This is a genomic window from Streptomyces sp. NPDC002032 (genome assembly GCF_042890765.1).
Lineage (GTDB): Bacteria > Actinomycetota > Actinomycetes > Streptomycetales > Streptomycetaceae > Streptomyces.
The window spans coordinates 172,922-188,233 of record NZ_JBIASM010000010.1; the positions used below are offsets into that span (position 1 = coordinate 172,922).

16 protein-coding genes are annotated in these 15,312 nt (G+C 74.7%); 5 read left to right on the forward strand and 11 right to left on the reverse strand.

Going from position 1 to position 15,312, the window contains the following annotated elements; genetic code table 11:
* Positions 1–5: 5 nt before the first annotated feature.
* The 4 genes from ACFYYT_RS23480 to ACFYYT_RS23495 all read right to left on the reverse strand — a co-directional run bounded on the left by ACFYYT_RS23480 (position 6) and on the right by ACFYYT_RS23495 (position 3,151).
* The gene (locus ACFYYT_RS23480; protein WP_351820405.1) at positions 6–1,166 is read right to left on the reverse strand and encodes an oxygenase MpaB family protein; all 1,161 of its coding nucleotides are present in this window, start codon (positions 1,164–1,166) and stop codon (positions 6–8) included.
* 44 nt (positions 1,167–1,210) lie between these two features.
* Positions 1,211–2,317, reverse strand: a complete 1,107-nt coding sequence (locus ACFYYT_RS23485; protein WP_351820402.1) for a polyprenyl synthetase family protein — start codon at positions 2,315–2,317, stop codon at positions 1,211–1,213.
* Positions 2,314–2,628 carry a polyprenyl synthetase gene (locus ACFYYT_RS23490; RefSeq protein WP_351820399.1) on the reverse strand — a complete coding sequence of 105 codons (315 nt, stop codon included), beginning with the start codon at positions 2,626–2,628 and terminating at the stop codon, positions 2,314–2,316. Before ACFYYT_RS23490 ends, ACFYYT_RS23485 begins: the two co-directional genes overlap by 4 nt.
* Positions 2,629–2,773: 145 nt before the next feature.
* Positions 2,774–3,151, reverse strand: a complete 378-nt coding sequence (locus ACFYYT_RS23495; protein WP_351820397.1) for a hypothetical protein — start codon at positions 3,149–3,151, stop codon at positions 2,774–2,776.
* Between the two features lie 285 nt (positions 3,152–3,436).
* Between ACFYYT_RS23495 and ACFYYT_RS23500 the strand changes: the two genes are divergently transcribed.
* Complete coding sequence (locus ACFYYT_RS23500) at positions 3,437–5,341, forward strand: ATP-binding cassette domain-containing protein (protein ID WP_351820394.1); 1,905 nt, start codon at positions 3,437–3,439, stop codon at positions 5,339–5,341.
* Between the two features lie 154 nt (positions 5,342–5,495).
* Complete coding sequence (locus ACFYYT_RS23505; RefSeq protein WP_351820391.1) at positions 5,496–6,167, forward strand: hypothetical protein; 672 nt, start codon at positions 5,496–5,498, stop codon at positions 6,165–6,167.
* 343 nt (positions 6,168–6,510) lie between these two features.
* Here the strand turns inward: ACFYYT_RS23505 and ACFYYT_RS23510 are convergent, their stop codons facing one another.
* The 3 genes from ACFYYT_RS23510 to ACFYYT_RS23520 all read right to left on the reverse strand — a co-directional run bounded on the left by ACFYYT_RS23510 (position 6,511) and on the right by ACFYYT_RS23520 (position 9,418).
* Positions 6,511–7,308 (reverse strand): TIGR04222 domain-containing membrane protein, encoded by a 798-nt coding sequence (locus tag ACFYYT_RS23510; RefSeq protein ID WP_351820389.1) that lies wholly within the window; start codon positions 7,306–7,308, stop codon positions 6,511–6,513.
* Positions 7,309–7,371: 63 nt separating this feature from the next.
* Positions 7,372–7,983, reverse strand: a complete 612-nt coding sequence (locus ACFYYT_RS23515) for a hypothetical protein (RefSeq protein WP_351820386.1) — start codon at positions 7,981–7,983, stop codon at positions 7,372–7,374.
* Between the two features lie 55 nt (positions 7,984–8,038).
* Positions 8,039–9,418, reverse strand: a complete 1,380-nt coding sequence (locus ACFYYT_RS23520; RefSeq protein ID WP_388609124.1) for a purine-cytosine permease family protein — start codon at positions 9,416–9,418, stop codon at positions 8,039–8,041.
* Between the two features lie 331 nt (positions 9,419–9,749).
* On the opposite strand from ACFYYT_RS23520, the gene ACFYYT_RS23525 reads away from it, so the two are divergent.
* Together ACFYYT_RS23525 and ACFYYT_RS23530 are read left to right on the forward strand one after the other, a co-directional pair.
* Positions 9,750–10,565 (forward strand): MEDS domain-containing protein, encoded by an 816-nt coding sequence (locus ACFYYT_RS23525; protein ID WP_351820381.1) that lies wholly within the window; start codon positions 9,750–9,752, stop codon positions 10,563–10,565.
* Positions 10,562–11,524: a sensor histidine kinase gene (locus ACFYYT_RS23530; RefSeq protein ID WP_351820378.1), complete on the forward strand. Its 963-nt coding sequence runs from the start codon at positions 10,562–10,564 to the stop codon at positions 11,522–11,524. Before ACFYYT_RS23525 ends, ACFYYT_RS23530 begins: the two co-directional genes overlap by 4 nt.
* A gap of 39 nt (positions 11,525–11,563) precedes the next feature.
* On the opposite strand, the gene ACFYYT_RS23535 is transcribed toward ACFYYT_RS23530, so the two are convergent.
* Positions 11,564–12,340: an alpha/beta fold hydrolase gene (locus ACFYYT_RS23535; RefSeq protein ID WP_351820375.1), complete on the reverse strand. Its 777-nt coding sequence runs from the start codon at positions 12,338–12,340 to the stop codon at positions 11,564–11,566.
* Positions 12,341–12,629: 289 nt separating this feature from the next.
* Here ACFYYT_RS23535 and ACFYYT_RS23540 point away from each other — a divergent pair, with 289 nt between their 5' ends.
* Complete coding sequence (locus ACFYYT_RS23540; RefSeq protein WP_351820372.1) at positions 12,630–12,869, forward strand: chaplin; 240 nt, start codon at positions 12,630–12,632, stop codon at positions 12,867–12,869.
* A 74-nt stretch (positions 12,870–12,943) separates the two neighbouring features.
* Here ACFYYT_RS23540 and ACFYYT_RS23545 read toward each other — a convergent pair whose 3' ends face one another.
* The 3 genes from ACFYYT_RS23545 to ACFYYT_RS23555 form a co-directional block, all read right to left on the reverse strand.
* Positions 12,944–13,252: a hypothetical protein gene (locus tag ACFYYT_RS23545; RefSeq protein WP_351820370.1), complete on the reverse strand. Its 309-nt coding sequence runs from the start codon at positions 13,250–13,252 to the stop codon at positions 12,944–12,946.
* Between the two features lie 109 nt (positions 13,253–13,361).
* Positions 13,362–14,021 carry a response regulator transcription factor gene (locus ACFYYT_RS23550; RefSeq protein WP_351820367.1) on the reverse strand — a complete coding sequence of 220 codons (660 nt, stop codon included), beginning with the start codon at positions 14,019–14,021 and terminating at the stop codon, positions 13,362–13,364.
* A complete protein-coding gene (locus ACFYYT_RS23555; protein ID WP_351820365.1) occupies positions 14,018–15,187 on the reverse strand; it encodes a histidine kinase in 1,170 nt (389 codons plus the stop codon). The genes ACFYYT_RS23550 and ACFYYT_RS23555 overlap by 4 nt, the downstream gene beginning before the upstream one ends.
* Positions 15,188–15,312: the final 125 nt, after the last annotated feature.

The window sequence follows — 15,312 nt, forward strand, 5'->3', positions numbered from 1 at the left end:
GGGGTTCAGGCGAGCGTGGGGGCCGGCGGGGTCCAGCGGCGTGCGCCCCGGCCGGAGCCGGAGACGCCGTAGTCCTTCCTGAGGTGTTCGGGCACGGCGTAGTGCATGACGCGTCCACGGGTGAGGGAGGACAGGGCGAAGACCGAGCTCAGCTGGCCGAGGCGGTCCAGGGCCCAGGCCCCGAGCGGCGAGCGGTCCTCCAGGGTCTCCAGCACGCCCAGGAGGTGGGGCACGGCCTTGACGACGGTGTCCCACGAGGTGCGCGGGACCCGGAGCCAGTCGGCCGGGGTGTCGCCGACGAGGTGCCGGATGAGAGCCGAGACGACCGGGTCGAAGAGGGTGCCGGGCACCACCTCCTCGTAGAGGTCGATGAGCTGCCGCGTCAGGTGCGCGCCCTCCTCGGAGGGGCCCATGTGCCGGACCATGTACCGGTCGAGGAAGTGGCGGGCCTCGTCGAGGGACTTGGGCACGGCGTCCTGGTCGACGCCGAGCATGGCGCCGACGACGCGCCAGGCGTAGTAGTACGCCTCCGCGCCCTCCGTCGACATGTGGATGCCGAGGCGGTGCAGGCTGTCCAGGACGAGCATCGAGAAGAACATCTGCCCGCCGATCATGTCCTCCTGACAGATCGGGGTGCCGAGCGCGCCGCTGTCCCAGCGGTTCTCGCGCGTGAGGTGGTGGCGGATCGAGGCGTGCAGGAGGCGGACCTTCTGGGCGGCCGGGATGAAGCGGCTGCCGGCCTCGAAGGCGTCGGGCTGCATCAGGTAGACGGTGAACTGGCCGGTCTCCGCCATCCGCTTGGAGGGGTACTCCAGCCCGTGGGTCGCCGACAGGAGCTTCGCGACGTGCGGGACGAGGTAGCAGGCGGGCATGGCCGCGAAGGACAGCGCGGTGGTGATGTGCACGCTGTTGTCGATGAAGAAGAGCCTGGCCTTCTCCATCTCCCCCCAGTCCACCCAGGCCGGCGGGACGCGAGTGGCTTCGAGGTACTCCCGTGCCACCTCGGGGAGCCCGTCCGGGAGCGGGGCGCCGGCGGTGGACACGTAGCGCATCAGGGTGTTGAACGTGCCGACCTCCCCGCGCTCGAACAGCGTGGCGACGGTCGCGTCGGCGAGCTCGTCACCGCTGCGGCGCAGGGCGTCCATCGACGCCGCGGAATGGGTCATGGCGGGGCTCCTCGTGGTCCTCGTCCGGGGTCAGGAGTCAGGAGTCAGGAAGGGCGGACCGCCGCCGAGTGCGCCAGCGCGGTCAGTGCTGTCGCGGCGAGTGCCGGGACGTCCAGCGCGTGCAGGGTGTCGAGCGCTTCCCCGACCCGGGCGCTGATCATGTCCTCGATGCGGTCGGGGGCCTTGAGGCCGCGCATCACCTCGCGGACCGCGTCCACGTCCTCTCCGCCGAGGTCGCTCCGGCCGAGGTAGCTGCCCAGCAGTTCGCGCGCGTCGTCACCGGCCAGGCGCCAGGTCTCCGCCAGCAGGGCCGTGGGGCGGTGGCCGCGGAGGTCGTCCGCGTTGGCCTTCCCGGTGTCCCGCGTGGCGCCGAACAGGCCCAGCAGGTCGTCGCGCAGCTGGAAGGCCTCGCCCAGCGGCAGCCCGTACGCGGAGTAGCCCTCGCGCAGCCGTGGCCCGGCCCCGGCCAGGGCGCCGCCGATGAGCAGGGGCTGCTCGACGGTGTACTTGGCCGTCTTGTACCGGATCACCTTCAGCGACTGGGTGACGTCCGGGCGGGCCCCGGTGCGCAGGATCTCCAGGCATTCACCGGCGATGAGTTCCCGGGCCATCAGCAGCCACAGGGGCCGGGCCCGGGTCAGGTAGGCGACGGGCAGGCCGCTGGTGGCGAAGAGGTCTCCGGCGAGGGCCATCAGCAGGTCGCCCGTCAGCATGGCCAGCGACCTCGCGGCGTCCGTGACACCGGAGGCGCCGGGGCCGTCCCGGCCGCCCGGGCCGCCGCTCGCATGACCCCGGGCGCCGCGCACGGCGGTGCGCAGCGCGACGTGCGCGGTGGGGCGGCCGTGGCGCAGCGGGCTGTCGTCGATGAGGTCGTCGTGCGTCACGGCCGCGGCGTGCACCAGCTCCATGGAGGCCGCCGCCCGTACCAGCGCGTCGCTGTCGGGCTGCCCGACCGCCCGCCAGCCCCAGTAACAGAACGCCGCCCGCAGCCGCTTGCCGTGCGCGACCGCCGCTTCGAGCTGCACGGCCACCGGCGCCAGGAGCGGGTCGACGGCGGCGAACCGGTCGGCCTCCCGGGCGACGTACTGCTGGAGCACCTCGTCGACGCGGGCCTTGAACGCGGCCGGCTCCCAGCCCTCGCACGGCGTCACGGCCGGCCCGCCGGGCCGGGTTCCGCCGTGGCGGCGCCGGACGCCGCGCGCTCCCGGGCCAGGACCTGCCGGGCCAGGAGCTCCAGGTGGGCGGGGGGCGGGGCCGCGTACCGGTCCAGGGCCAGGCGTCCGCGGGCCATCAGATCGTGTTCCGCTTCCGCCGCCAGCGCGCCGGTGTCCGAGCGGCGCAGCAGCCCCCGCACCGTGCCCAGGGCCGAACCCAGCGTGCTCAGTGCCAGGTCGGCCAGCCCGGCGGCCAGCAGGACCGCCTGTTCGTCCAGGCCGCTGTGCCGTCCCGCTTCCCGTGCCATGTCACTCCCCCCGCTGAGCTCCGGCTACGTCGGTCACACGCCGTGTTCCTCAGCATCCCGTGGCACCGGGCCCCGGGGAGGCGCTATTCACGATCGGACGGCATCTCGCTCGAACGTCCGGATCCCCTGCCTGCCCGGCGCGGGACTACCAGATCTGCACCCCGCCGCCGGCCCGTGAGGCCCGCCGGGCGGCGTCGAGGATGTTCTCCAGGCGGTCGGCGATCGCGCCGGCCCGCCGGGCGACGGGCTCGGCCGAGTCCATGCGGGCGGCGATGGAATCGACGTGGCCCCGTACCAGGAGGGCCTCCGCGAGGAACTCCCGTACGTCGTGCGGGGCGACGCGGAGGTCGCCCCCGGCCAGCAGGGGGAAGAACCGCGCTCCGAGCGCGCGGACGGTCTGCGATCCCCACACCTCGGTGCGCCAGCTCTCGAAGCCCGCCAGGTCCGAGGACCCGTCGGGGACGTCGAGGAAGCGGGCGCCGCCGTTCTCGTCGGCGGTGAACACATCGACGGACAGGCTCATGTGCGAAGTGGATCACGAGGCGGCCCGCGCGGTCCACGCCTTTGCGCTCCGGCCGCCCGGTCCCGTCCCCCCGCTCCCGTCCGCCCCGCCCCGGTCCGACCCTCGGCGATTCGGCCAACCCCCGTGCGTGGCAGTCCTGTTGCGGGAGGCGGATCGATGCATCCGGCACGCTCCGCGAAGCCCGCGATACCGGGGGTCGAAGGCCGACCGAAATACATGTGTTCGATATTGCGGCCCCGTCGTTGAGCCCCGTGACCACGCCCGACGGACCTCCAGGGGGAGCAGTTGACCTCGGCCGATGCGCAAGAGCAGCAGACCACCAGCACGCGGCGGCCCCCGCCGCCCCCGCCCCCGCCGGCGGAGATCACCTACAGCGGGCAGTACTCCGTCAATCCCCTCGCCACGGTCTCCTTCCGCCGGATGTGCGGGCAGATCCCGGCCGTCCTGGGCCGCATCGCCCGGGTGTCCTGGCGGACGGACCGGCGGGCGGTGCAGCTGCTCGCCGGCTGCCAGGCCGTCACGGGCGTCGCGGCCGCCGTGCTGCTGGCGGCCACCTCCCGCGCCATGGGGTCCGTCCTGGGCGACGGCTCCGCATCCGACCGGCTGCGCGGTGCGCTGCCCGCCCTGCTGGTGGTGGCCTCCGCCGCGGCGCTGGCCCGGGTGGCGGGGGCGGTGGCCGCGTACGCCGAGCGGCGGATCACCCCGCGGCTGACCACCGAGACGGACACCGCGCTGGTCGAGGCGGTGTGCCGCGTCGAGGCGTCGGCGTACGCGGAGGACGGCTTCTCGGACCGGCACGAGGCGGCCGAGATGGGCGTCATGCGCACCCACGTGATGGTCACCGACGCCCAGCGGTTCCTGTCCGCGCTCATCCGCATGGCGAGCGCCGCCGGTGTGCTGTCCGTACTGAACCCGCTGATGCTGCCCCTGCTCCTGCTGGCCGTACTGCCCGCAGGCGTCGGCGCGGTCCTGAGCGCCCGGGTCGACTACGAGATCCACTACGCGAACGTCGCCGACCGCAACGTGCGCGGCATGATGCGCTGGTGGGCGACCACGTCGAAGTACGGCGACGAGGTGCGCGCCAACTCGATGACGGACTACCTCGTCTACTGGTACCGGGCCCTCTCCGACCGGTGCGACCGGCGCACCCTGGCCGCCGCGCCCCGGACCCTGCGGATCGCCCTGCTGTCCGCGCTGGCCGGCGGCGTGTTCCTGGTCGTGACCTGGGGCGCCCTGGCGTGGCTGGCGGTATCCGGCCGGATCGGGCTCGCGGTGGCCGCGACGGCCGTCATCGCCGTGCAGAGCACGCTCGCCGCGCTCTCCCAGGTCGTCGTCAACGGAGCCGCGGTCTTCCACACCAGCCTGTACCTCGGCGACATGCAGTCCTTCCTCGACGAGGCCACCGCCCGCGCCCCCCGGCGCGGACCCCGTGCCCACGCCGGGCCGGCCGAGGAGATCCGGCTGGAGGAGGTCGCGTACCGCTACCCGGGCAAGGACAAACCGGCCGTCGACGGGGTCTCGCTCACCCTGCGGCGCGGCCAGATCCTCGCGATCGTCGGGGCGAACGGCTCGGGGAAGTCCACCCTCACCCGGCTGCTGACCGGCATCTACCTGCCGGACAAGGGCAGGGTGACGTGGAACGGCACCGACCTCGCCGAGGTCGACCCCCGCACGGTGTGGCAGGACACGGGCCTGGTGCCGCAGATCTTCGCGCAGTGGCCGCTGCGGGTGCGCGAGAACGTCACGCTCGGCCAGCCCCGCACCCACGACGACGCCCCGGTGTGGGAGGCCATCGACGCGGTCGGTCTGCGCGAGGCCGTCGACGATCTGCCGGCCGGCCTGGACACGCTGCTGTCGCGCGACGTCTTCGGCGGCTCGGAGCTGTCCGGCGGCCAGTGGCAGCGCGTGGCCTGCTCCAGGGCGCTGTACCGGCGCCCGGGGCTGCTGATCCTGGACGAGCCCACCTCGCAGATGGATCCGCGCGGCGAGCACCAGATCTTCGAGCGGATCAAGGCCATCGCGGGGGACCGCATCACCATCGTGGTCACCCACCGCCTGGAGAACACCAAGATCGCCGACCACATCGTCGTCATGGAACACGGCCGCATCACCGAGCAGGGAGGTTACGACGACCTGGTCCACGCGGGCGGCACCTTCGCCGAACTCCTGGAGCTCTCCCAGGACCGCTGATCCCCGCCTCCGATCCGGACCCGGACGCCGACCCCGACGCCGACCCCGACCGCGGCCCGGACCCGTGCCCCGGATCAACCCCCGGACTTCTCGGGGGTGTTGTCGGGGTGATCACCAATGGTGGCGCCCCGGCACCGGGCGGCAGGCTGTGGTCATGACACATCGAGCAGTGCGGTTCACCCGGTTCTCCTTCATCGCCGCCCCCCTCCTCCTCGTGGCCTACGGGTCGGTCCGCCTCCTGGTGGAGGGGTCCAGGGAGCCCGGCGCGGCGTGGATCACCGGCCATCTCGCCTTCCTCGGCGGGGTGTTGCTCTTCGGGGTGGTCTGCTCCGGGCTGCGCCGCGCGGCGGCCGGGGCGGCCGGACCGGCCCGGCGGGCGGTGGTCCGCGCCGCCTGGCCGGTCGCGCTGGCGGGGGTGGCCGCGGCCACGGCCCAGGCGGTGATCGACCTCTACGCGGGGTTCCGGGCCGCCGACAAGGCGGAGATGAGCGAGATCTTCGCCCGGGTGCAGAACGTGCCCGGGGTGATGCCGGTCGTGTACACGGTCGTACCGCTCTTCCTCTACGTCGGCGTGATCGCCCTCCTCGCCGCGCTCAAGGGCCCCCGGGCCGTCCCCTCGCTCGTGGCGTTCGTCCTGGGTACGGTCGCCATCGCGGCCAGCCTGGACTTCCTCCCGCTCGGCGGCCTGTGCTACCTCCTCGCCTTCGCCCCCCTCCGCCACCGGGTGGGCGCCCCCCAGGCCCCGGGCTCCGGCCACCGCCCCGGGCCGGCCGGTGACGCGGCGGCCCGGGCGGGGGCGGGAAGCACCCCCGGTGGAATGGTTTAGGATTCAACCGGCGTTTGTGACGCCGGTGCCCGCCCGCCCCCCCGGGCGGTCACCGCGACGTCCGGCGCCGAGCGGGCCGCGGACGGACACCGATCCGCGCGCCCCCGGGGGGCCGGTGCCCTTCCCCCGTGCGCACCGGCCCCCCGCCCTCGCCCCTTGCGGTGACTCCGGCGCCCGGCCCACCGTCCTCGAAGGCGCGGCCCACCGTCCTCGAAGGCGCGGGCCACACGCCCGGCCGGGGCGGCAGCACCCTCTCCCGGTCCGCCGGGAACGCTGCGGCCGGCGCACCGACTCCGGCCGCGCCGCTCCCCCGTCCCCGGACGGCGCCGACGGGCGGCCTCCGTCAGCCTCCGCATCCCCCTTCCGACGGGTGCCAGCCGCCGCGCCCACTCCGCTCCATGGGCTCCCTCGGCGGCCGGGTCAGCAGCCCGCTCTCCTCGGTGAACCGGGGGAGCTGGGCGCGCAGCGCCGGGGCCCCGAACAGGGCCGCGCTCAGCAACACCGCGGCGGGGTCGCCCCGTTCCGTGGCCCGGCGCGCCCCCGCGTGCAGCAGCCGCAGCCGGGCCAGCAGCGTCGCGCCGCGCCGGGTGCGCCGGGACGCCGCCCCCAGTACGACCGCGGCCACGTCGGCGGCGACGCCGAGCCACAGCCATACCGCCGGCGCCCCGTCCGCCCCACCCGTGGCGGCCGTGACGGGCACGGCGGCGAACACCGGCAGCAGCACCGCCCGTTCGGCCCACCGCCGCTTCGCGGACACCAGCAGCCCGGCCCGCTCCAGCTTCCGGGTCATCTCCCCGAGGGCCCGCCCCACCCGCTCGTGGTCGTGGAGCCTGCCGGGGTGCGTCCGCCGGTACAGCGCCCCGTACAGCGCGCGAGCCAGCGGGGAGCTGCCCCTCGGCGGCACCCGGGTGGGGACGTTCATGACCGTCTGCCGGAACCCCGCCTCCACCGTGCCGCCGAGATAGAGCTCGACCAGCGCGGTCCGCGTCGCCGCCCGCACGCCCCCGCGCAGCATCCCGGCCTCGACCGGGGACAGCGCCCCCACGGGCGCCCGCACCCGCCCGCCGCCGAGCCGCAGCCCCCCGGCCAGCAGCACCAGGCACCACGCCGCGCCGGTCGCCACCGCAGCCGTCGACACCATGCCGCACCACCCCCCGCCCCCAGCCTCCCCGGGCCGGCCGCCGCTCATGCCCGGCCGGGGCCGTCAGGGCACGGCGCGCTCGACGGTGGACACCACCCGGACCAGGGACGGGGCCGAAGGGGCCGACCCGAAGCCGAACCGCACGGGCGGGGAGACCGGGGCCAGCGGGCCGAGGTCGGCGCCGTCGAGGCGGGCGCGGGCGGCGACGATCGGCCGCAGGTCCCCCGCGGCGTACCACTGGCGGCATCCGGGGCGCGAGCTGCCCCGGGTCCGTACGCCGGTCATCAGGCGGGACGGGGCGTCCGCCGCGGCCGCCCACAGCGGCCTGCGGGCGAGCGGCCGGGGGACGGCCCGCAGCGCGAGGCCGAGGAGGCCCCGGCGCCCGACCCGGAACCACAGGTCCAGGGGACCCGCCGCGACCTCCCACAGGCCGTCGCGGCTCCGTACGCTCACCACGACCGTCCGGACCTCGTCGAAGTGGTAGACGGAGGAGACGTACCCGGCCGTCCGGGCGGTGGGCGCCAGCAGCGTGCGCCGGCCGTCGGCCCGCTCCAGCATCACGTCGCTGAAGGGGCCGAAGGGGGACCGCGGCCAGTGGCCCACGACCACGCGCGCGCCCGATCCCGTCCCGACGGCGGCGATCCATCCGTCGAAGGTCAGCCGTTCGGTTTCCATGCCCCATGGATACCCCATGCGGCACCGGCGCCCCCGGAGGGCGCCGGGCTCCCGCCTACGCGTCCGCGGCCGGGTGGACGGTCGCGGCGGGCGGATCGGCCCTGCGCCGCGCCCAGAGCCAGTACAGGGCCGAGGTGGCCGCCAGCCCGACGATCCACGAGATGTCGGCGCCGCCCAGCCGTTCGGTGATCGCGCCGGTGTAGAGGGTGGTGGCCAGGAACGGGACCTGTACGAGGATGCCGAAGAGGTAGCAGGTCAGCGCGGTGACGTTCCAGCGGCCGTAGCGGCCCGCCGGATCGTAGAGGGCCGGGATGTCGACGCGTTCCCGGGAGATCAGGTAGTAGTCGACCAGGTTGATCGCGCTCCAGGGCGTGAACACGGTCAGGAGCAGCAGCACGAAGTTCTTGAAGTGGGTCAGGAAGTCGGCGCTGGCGGCCAGCGCGATGGCCATGGACACCGCGATGAAACCGACGATGGAGGCGGCGCGCACCAGGGGCGAGACGTGCGAGCGGCGGCCGAAGGCGGTGACGGTGGTCAGGATCGACATGAAACCGCCGTAGGCGTTGAGGCAGTTGACGGTCAGCTTGCCGACGACGATCACCAGGTAGATCAGGAACGCCAGGACCGCCGGACCCGCCAGATCGCCGAGGAAGCCCACCTGGTCGGGCAGGAAGGCCGCGCCCGCGACGGCGGCGGTGAGCGCGCCCAGCGTCATCGCCCACTGGGATCCGATGACGGAGCCGGCGAAGGTGGACCAGAACGTCGTACGGGTGCTGGTGTCGCGGGGCAGGTAGCGCGAGTAGTCGGCGACGTACGGCCCGAAGGTGAGCTGCCAGCCGGCCCCGAGCCCCACGGCGAGCAGGAAGGTCGCCGCCTCGAACCCCTTGGCGCCGACGTGCGCGCCGACGTCGTACTGGGTGAACAGCCGCACCATCAGGTAGCCGAGGCCGAGCGCGCCGACGACGGTCGCGATGCGGCCCGCGACGTGGATGAGGCGGTAGCCGGTCACGGCGACGACGGCGGTCAGCGCCCCGAAGACGAGGATTCCGGCGTCCGTGCCGACGTGGAGGACCTCGGCCACCGCCTGCCCGGCCAGCACGCTGCCGGTCGCGGCGAAGCCGAGGTACATGAGGATCACCAGCAGCAGTGGCAGTACCGCCCCGTACACGCCGAACTGCGCGCGGCTGGAGATCATCTGCGGTACGCCCAGCCGGGGTCCCTGCGCGGAATGCAGGGCCATGACGATGCCGCCGAGCACGTTGCCGATGAGCAGCGCGGGTATCGCCCAGAGCGGGTCGGCGCCGAAGACGACCGACAGCGCGCCGTCGACTATCGCGGTGATCTGCATGTTGGCGCCGAACCAGAGGGTGAACTGGCTGCGCGGCGTGCCGTGCCGTTCGCCGTCCGGGACGGGCTCGATGGTCCGTCTCTCCACCGCGGGGCGATCTGCGGGGGTGCGTTCTGCCGGCATGTGGGTGGCCTCTCCCCGTAGTTGTGGTGGCGCCGAATCTGGCATGGGAATGAACAAACATCAAGATCCTGAATGGCACTTTTCACGGGGGCCGGGCGGCGGGCCGCGGGAGCCAGCCGATGGCCCGGGCCCGCTGATTGGGAGCGCGCCGAGCGGGCAGTCGCACAGCGTGCGCAGCCCGGCGGTCAGGCCCGTCCGTCTCCGTCCGGTCCCCGGGCGCGGGCCGGGCCCAGTAGGCTGCCGGGCGGGGGCGCGGAGCCCGATCGGAGGGCCGGGAGGCCGGAAGGGGGGCGAGGTGAGAGCGGCACGCGCGTTGGCGACGCTGGACGAGGTCGAGCTCGGTGACCACGTCTGCTGGCGGATGGACCCGTCCGCGGCCTTCCCCACGGACGCCCGGGCGTACGTGGCCGACGGCGCCCTCTACGGGGACAAGCTCGTGTTCGTCGCTCCCTCCCGCGGCGCCTCCGGTCTGACGCGGCCCGCCTCCGGCCGCCTGCCCCCGGCCTCGGTGGTGCTGGATCTGCCGGATCACGCGGACACCGAGTCGGTTCTCGCCGCGGTGCGCAGGGAGGCCCGTACCGCCGCCCGCCAGGGCTTCCGGTCGGTCCGCGTCCTCACCGAGCGGGTCCCCGCGACGGCGCCCGGCGGGGCCGAGGAACTGCTCGCCCAGGAGCTGAAGCTCGACGAGTTCGCCTCCGAGAGCGGCGCCATCGTCGTGTGCGCCTTCAGGCCGTCCCTGTGGGACGCGCCGGAGCTGGAGCGGGCGGCATGTATGCATCCCCACGAGACGGGCACGCGCGCACCGCGTCCGGCCTTCCGGATGTTCAGCACCGGCGCCGACAGGTGGAGCGTTGACGGAGTGATCGATTCGGAGTGCGCGGCGGCGTTCAACGCCGCGCTGCGGGCCGCCATGCGGCACACGGCCGAGGTCAGGCTGCAGTTCGACACCCTGGGGATGATCGACGCGGCCGGCATGCAGGCGCTCGTCGACGCGGCCCGTCACCTGCCCGGCCGCCGGATCGACGTCGAGGGAGCCAACGAGACCGTGCGCCTGTGCTGGGAACTCGCGGGGTACGCGGACGCCGGCGTACCGGTGGTGATGGCGCCGTGACCGAGACCGTGCCCGCGGCGGCGCCCGGCGGGGCCGGGAGCCCCTTCCGCCACGAGCTGTACCCCTACCGGGGCGACGAGGAGTTCCTGTCCGGGACGCTGGACTTCATCCACGAGGCCCTGGAGGGCGGCGAGGCCGTCGTCGTCGCCGTGCCCTCCGACAAGACCTCGCTGCTGCGCGGCGAACTCGCCGACGAGCCCGCCGTCACCTTCGTCGACACGACGACCGCGGGCCCCAACCCCGGCCGGCTCGTGGCCGCCTGGTCGGCCTGGATGAGGGAGCGGGGCGAGGGCGACCGGCCCGTGCGCGGCATCGGCGAAACCGCCTGGCGTCACGCGCGCAACGCCGCGCACCTCTCCGAACTGCGCTACCACGAATGGCTCTTGAACCGGGCCTTCGCCCACAGCCCCACCTGGTCGATGCTGTGCCCCTACGACGCCGGGGACGATGACCAGGACGCCTTGCGGTCGCTGTCGCGCTGCCACCCGCTGATCCGCCGCGACGGGCTGCACGCGGCCAACGAGGAGTACCTCGGCGGGGACGAGTACGCCTTCGACGCACTGTCGGCCGCCCGCGATCCGTTCCAGGAGCTGAGCTACGCGCAGGGCGACCTGGGCGCGATCCGGTCGAAAGTGGCCCAGTGCGCCTCCGAGGCGGGCCTGCCCGAGGACCGGCTCGCCAAGCTCGCCGTGGCCGTCACGGAGATCGCGACGAACAGCATCCGCCACGGCGGGGGCCGCGGCACCCTGCGGACCTGGTCCCAGGACGCCACGTTCCTGTGCGAATTCCGCGATGCGGGCTACATCGCCGACGTGATGGCGGGCCGCAGCCGTCCCGACCCCCACCAGATCGGCGGCCGGGGCCTGTGGCTGGCGCACCAGCTGTGCGACCTCGTCGAGATCCGCTCCACCCGGGACCAGGGGACCACGGTCCGCCTGCACATGGACGTACCCCGGTAGAGCGGCCCCCGGCAGGACGGGGCCGCGCGGGCGGCCCCGTCAGCGGGCTGCCGGCCCGGCCCCGTCGGTCCGCAGGGGGTGCGGGCGGCCCGCCCAGGCGGGGCTGTCGGCGAGCGCGGCGGGGAGGGGCCCGAGGCCGAGGAGCGCGGCCGTGACCTGCGCCGTCAGGCGGTGCCACCGGCGGGCGTCGCGGAGCATGGCGTGGCCGCCCGCGGGCATCGAGATCCCCCGGACGCGGGCGCCCGCCCCCTGGGCGCGGGTCAGGTAGGACCAGGTGTCCGCCGCGGAGGTGACGCGGTCGGATTCGTCGTGCAGCGCGACGACCGTACGGCCGTCCAGATGGGCCGTCGGTTCGGCGGGCGGACACCAGGGAGCCAGGGCCACGACCGCGGTCACGCCGGGGTCCGCCGCGGCCCGGAGCGCGGCCCGGCCGCCGAGGGAGTGGCCGACCAGGACGACGGGCAGCGGCCCGGCGAGCGCCCGCAGCTCCTCCAGGGCGTGCCGTACGTCGGCGACCGGGTGGGCGTGCCGGCCGTTCCAGCCCCGGTGGCGGTAGCGGACGCGGGCGACCAGGACGCCGTCCCCGGTGGCACGGGCGATGGCGGCCTCGAAGGGCCGCATCCGCAGGGCGGGCAGGCTCAGCCGGTCCGGGGGCCGCAGGTCGTCCGCGCGTCCCCCGTGCAGGACGAGGACCGCCGCCCTCGCACCGCGCGGCGCCGGGCCGGAGCGTACGGGGACCAGGGCGGGGGCCGCCGGGCCTGCGGGGTCCGGGGCGGGGCCGGCCGGGCCGCCCGTCCCCTTGCGCGTCACGCCCATGTCCGGCCCCCGGCGGGGCGTCCTGCTCGCATACCGGTCCTTCGTCCTCGCTCTGCGTGTGCCGCCGGTCGTCATCGGTTCTTCGGAGCGGAGGGGCCCCGCGGATGGGAGGGGCGTGCCCGCCACGCCCGCGACTGCTCCGATCGGGGGAAGCATGACGCACCGGCCAAACCGGCGCGAGCGCGGCGGCGAAGACAGCACGTGGGGGAGACGGGGGCGGTTCCCCCGGCCCCGCACCGGCCGCGCGGGCCCTCCGCACGGCCACGGCACCCTTACGGAGGTACTTCACATGGTTCGTGTACGACGAGGTCTGGCAGTGGCCCTGGCGGTCGGCGCGGTGATGGCCGGCGGCGCGTCCGCGGCCGGCGCCGACGCGGGCGCCCGGGGCGTGGCCGCGTACTCGCCGGGCGTGGGTTCGGGCAACCTCATCCAGGTACCGGTCCACATCCCCGTCAACGTCTGCGGGAACACCGTCAGCATCATCGGGCTGCTCAACCCGGCCTTCGGCAACACCTGCGTCAACGCCTGATCCGGCCCCACCGCGGGGGCACGCCTTCGGGGCGCCCCCGCGGTGCCGGGCGGCCCGGACCCGGCGGCCGCCGCCTAGGCCAGCGGCCCGGCGGTGGGGGAGGTCGGGCCAAGCAGGAGCGGGGTGCCGGCGCGGATGGAGGCGATCACCAGGTCGTGCAGGGCGCGGCTCTCGGCCTCGCCGGTGCACGGGATGGGGCTCTCCGCCAGCGGGAACCACTCGGACGCCCCGCTGTACTGCACGGTGACCTGCGCGAGGCCGGTGGCTTCGATCCAGGTGGTGTGCACGTCGAGCTCGCCGGTCAGGACGGGGCCCCCCTCGCCCGTCCGTACTCCGGCGCGCCCGGCGAAGACACCGCGGGTGGTCCATGACGCCCAGCTCATCCGGCCTCCCTGCGTTCGTGGTCCTGCCAGTGTCACCGGATCGGCCCCCCCGCGCGTCCCGGGCCCCTTACGGGCAGGTCAGAGGGGGTCTGACAGCCGCGGGCGCGCCTCACCGCGGGGGCGCGACCAGGCCGGTCTCGTAGGCGAGGATCACAAGGTGGACCCGGTCGCGCGCGTCGAGTTTCGTGAAGAGCCGTGCGAGGTGGGCCTTGGCGGTGGCCACGCTGATGGTGAGCTCTTCGGCGATCTCGGCATTGGACAGCCCGCGGCCGACCAGGATCAGGACCTCGCGCTCCCGGGCCGTGATGCCGTCGACCACCGCCCGGCCGGTGGCGGCGGGTTCGGGCCGTGCCGCGAACTCCTCGATGAGCCGCCGGGTGACGCCGGGAGCGATGAGGGCGTCTCCGGCGGCGACGACCCTGATCCCTTCGAGGATGGTCCTCAGCGGCATGTCCTTGACGAGGAAGCCGCTCGCTCCGGCACGCAGCGCGCCGTAGACGTACTCGTCGTCGTCGAAGGTGGTCAGGACGAGGACGCGGGTCGTCGACTCCGGATCCGCGTGGATCCGGCGGGTGGCCTCGATGCCGTCCGTACCGGGCATGCGGATGTCCATGATGGCGACGTCCGGCCGCAGCCGCTGGACCAGTTCCACCGCCTCGGCACCGTCCCCGGCCTCCCCCGCCACCTCCAGGCCGGGGGTGTCGGCGATGAGGACGCGCAGGCCGGAACGGATCAGGGGCTGGTCGTCGACCAGGACGACACGGATCATCGTCCCGCCTCCACCGGCACCGGAAGCCGGGCCGCCACCCGGAAGCCGCCCTCCGGACGCGGCCCGGCGCTGAACTCGCCGTGCAGCAGAGCGACCCGTTCGCGCATTCCCGCGATGCCGTATCCGCAGTCCGCGACGGCGCCGCCCGAGCCGAGGTCGACGACATCGACGGCCAGCTCGTCGTGGCGGTAGTCGACGGTGACGCTGCAGTCCCGGGTGCCGGAATGCCGCACGACGTTGGTGACCGCCTCCTGGACGATGCGGAAGGCCGCCAGGTCGACGTCGGAGGGCAGGCCGCGGCGCTCCCCCCGCCACCGGACGTCGACCCGGACCCCGGCGGCCGCGGTCTTCGCGACCAGCGGACCGAGGGCGGCCAGACCGGGGAGCGGATCCAGCGGCGCGGACTGCGGGTCGCTCCGGCGCAGCGCGCCGAGCATCCGCCGCAGGCCGGCGAGCGTCTCCCTGCTGGTGGCCTCGATGGCGTCCAGCGCGTTGCGCGTCTCGGCGGGCTGGGTGTCCATGACCAGGCTGCCCACCCCGGCCTGGATGGCGATGATGCCGATGTTGTGGGCGACCATGTCGTGCAGCTCCCGGGCGATCCGCAGCCGCTCGGCCGTGACCGCCTGCTGCGTGGCCTGGGCGCGCACCGTGTCCGCGTGCGCCCGGTTCTGATGGACCGTGTTGCCGGTCAGCCAGGCGATGACGACGGTCGACGCGAGGCCGGCCGGCACCGAGAGGTCGAAGAAGTACCCGCTGCCCAGCCGCCAGAGCGTGTACGCGGCCAGCACCCCGACCGGCAGCGCGGCCGCGAGGACCGACACGCGCCGTGAGCGGGTCGCCGCGGTGTAGCCCACGCCCGCGTCGGCCAGCAGGAAGAGCACGTACGGTGTCTCCCGCACCGCCATCCCGATCGAGAACGAGGCGCCCGCGAGCGCGATGGCCACGGCCGCCAGCGGCGCGCGGACCAGCAGCAGCGCGCCCAGGGTGGTGACGACGGCGGTGACCAGCAGGGGTGCGTCCTCCGTGTTGCCGTCGTACCGGAGCAGATGCTGCAGTTCGTCCGGCCGCTGGAACGTGCGCACCAGGATGAGGACCGACCAGAAGGCCGCCACCCACACACCCGGTGGCACGCGTCTGAGCAGGGGTGGAGGAGGAGTGGCGATCATCAGCCGATCCTATCGACGCGCTGCCGCCGGGACATCGGCCCGCGGAACTAGTCCCCCGGGCCACCAGCGGCGCTCCCAAGTCCGGACCGCCGGCCGATGCCGGCTCCGCTCCCTCCACGGCAGCT

Excerpts from the sequence above, each read along its gene's own strand:
- ACFYYT_RS23480 (WP_351820405.1), bottom strand. The coding sequence starts at position 1,166 with ATGACCCATTCCGCGGCGTCGATGGACGCCCTGCGCCGCAGCGGTGAC.
- ACFYYT_RS23490 (WP_351820399.1), bottom strand. The coding sequence starts at position 2,628 with ATGGCACGGGAAGCGGGACGGCACAGCGGCCTGGACGAACAGGCGGTC.
- ACFYYT_RS23495 (WP_351820397.1), bottom strand. The coding sequence starts at position 3,151 with ATGAGCCTGTCCGTCGATGTGTTCACCGCCGACGAGAACGGCGGCGCC.
- ACFYYT_RS23505 (WP_351820391.1), top strand. The coding sequence starts at position 5,496 with ATGACACATCGAGCAGTGCGGTTCACCCGGTTCTCCTTCATCGCCGCC.
- ACFYYT_RS23510 (WP_351820389.1), bottom strand. The coding sequence starts at position 7,308 with ATGGTGTCGACGGCTGCGGTGGCGACCGGCGCGGCGTGGTGCCTGGTG.
- ACFYYT_RS23515 (WP_351820386.1), bottom strand. The coding sequence starts at position 7,983 with ATGGAAACCGAACGGCTGACCTTCGACGGATGGATCGCCGCCGTCGGG.
- ACFYYT_RS23535 (WP_351820375.1), bottom strand. The coding sequence starts at position 12,340 with ATGGGCGTGACGCGCAAGGGGACGGGCGGCCCGGCCGGCCCCGCCCCG.
- ACFYYT_RS23540 (WP_351820372.1), top strand. The coding sequence starts at position 12,630 with ATGGTTCGTGTACGACGAGGTCTGGCAGTGGCCCTGGCGGTCGGCGCG.
- ACFYYT_RS23545 (WP_351820370.1), bottom strand. The coding sequence starts at position 13,252 with ATGAGCTGGGCGTCATGGACCACCCGCGGTGTCTTCGCCGGGCGCGCC.
- ACFYYT_RS23550 (WP_351820367.1), bottom strand. The coding sequence starts at position 14,021 with ATGATCCGTGTCGTCCTGGTCGACGACCAGCCCCTGATCCGTTCCGGC.
- ACFYYT_RS23555 (WP_351820365.1), bottom strand. The coding sequence starts at position 15,187 with ATGATCGCCACTCCTCCTCCACCCCTGCTCAGACGCGTGCCACCGGGT.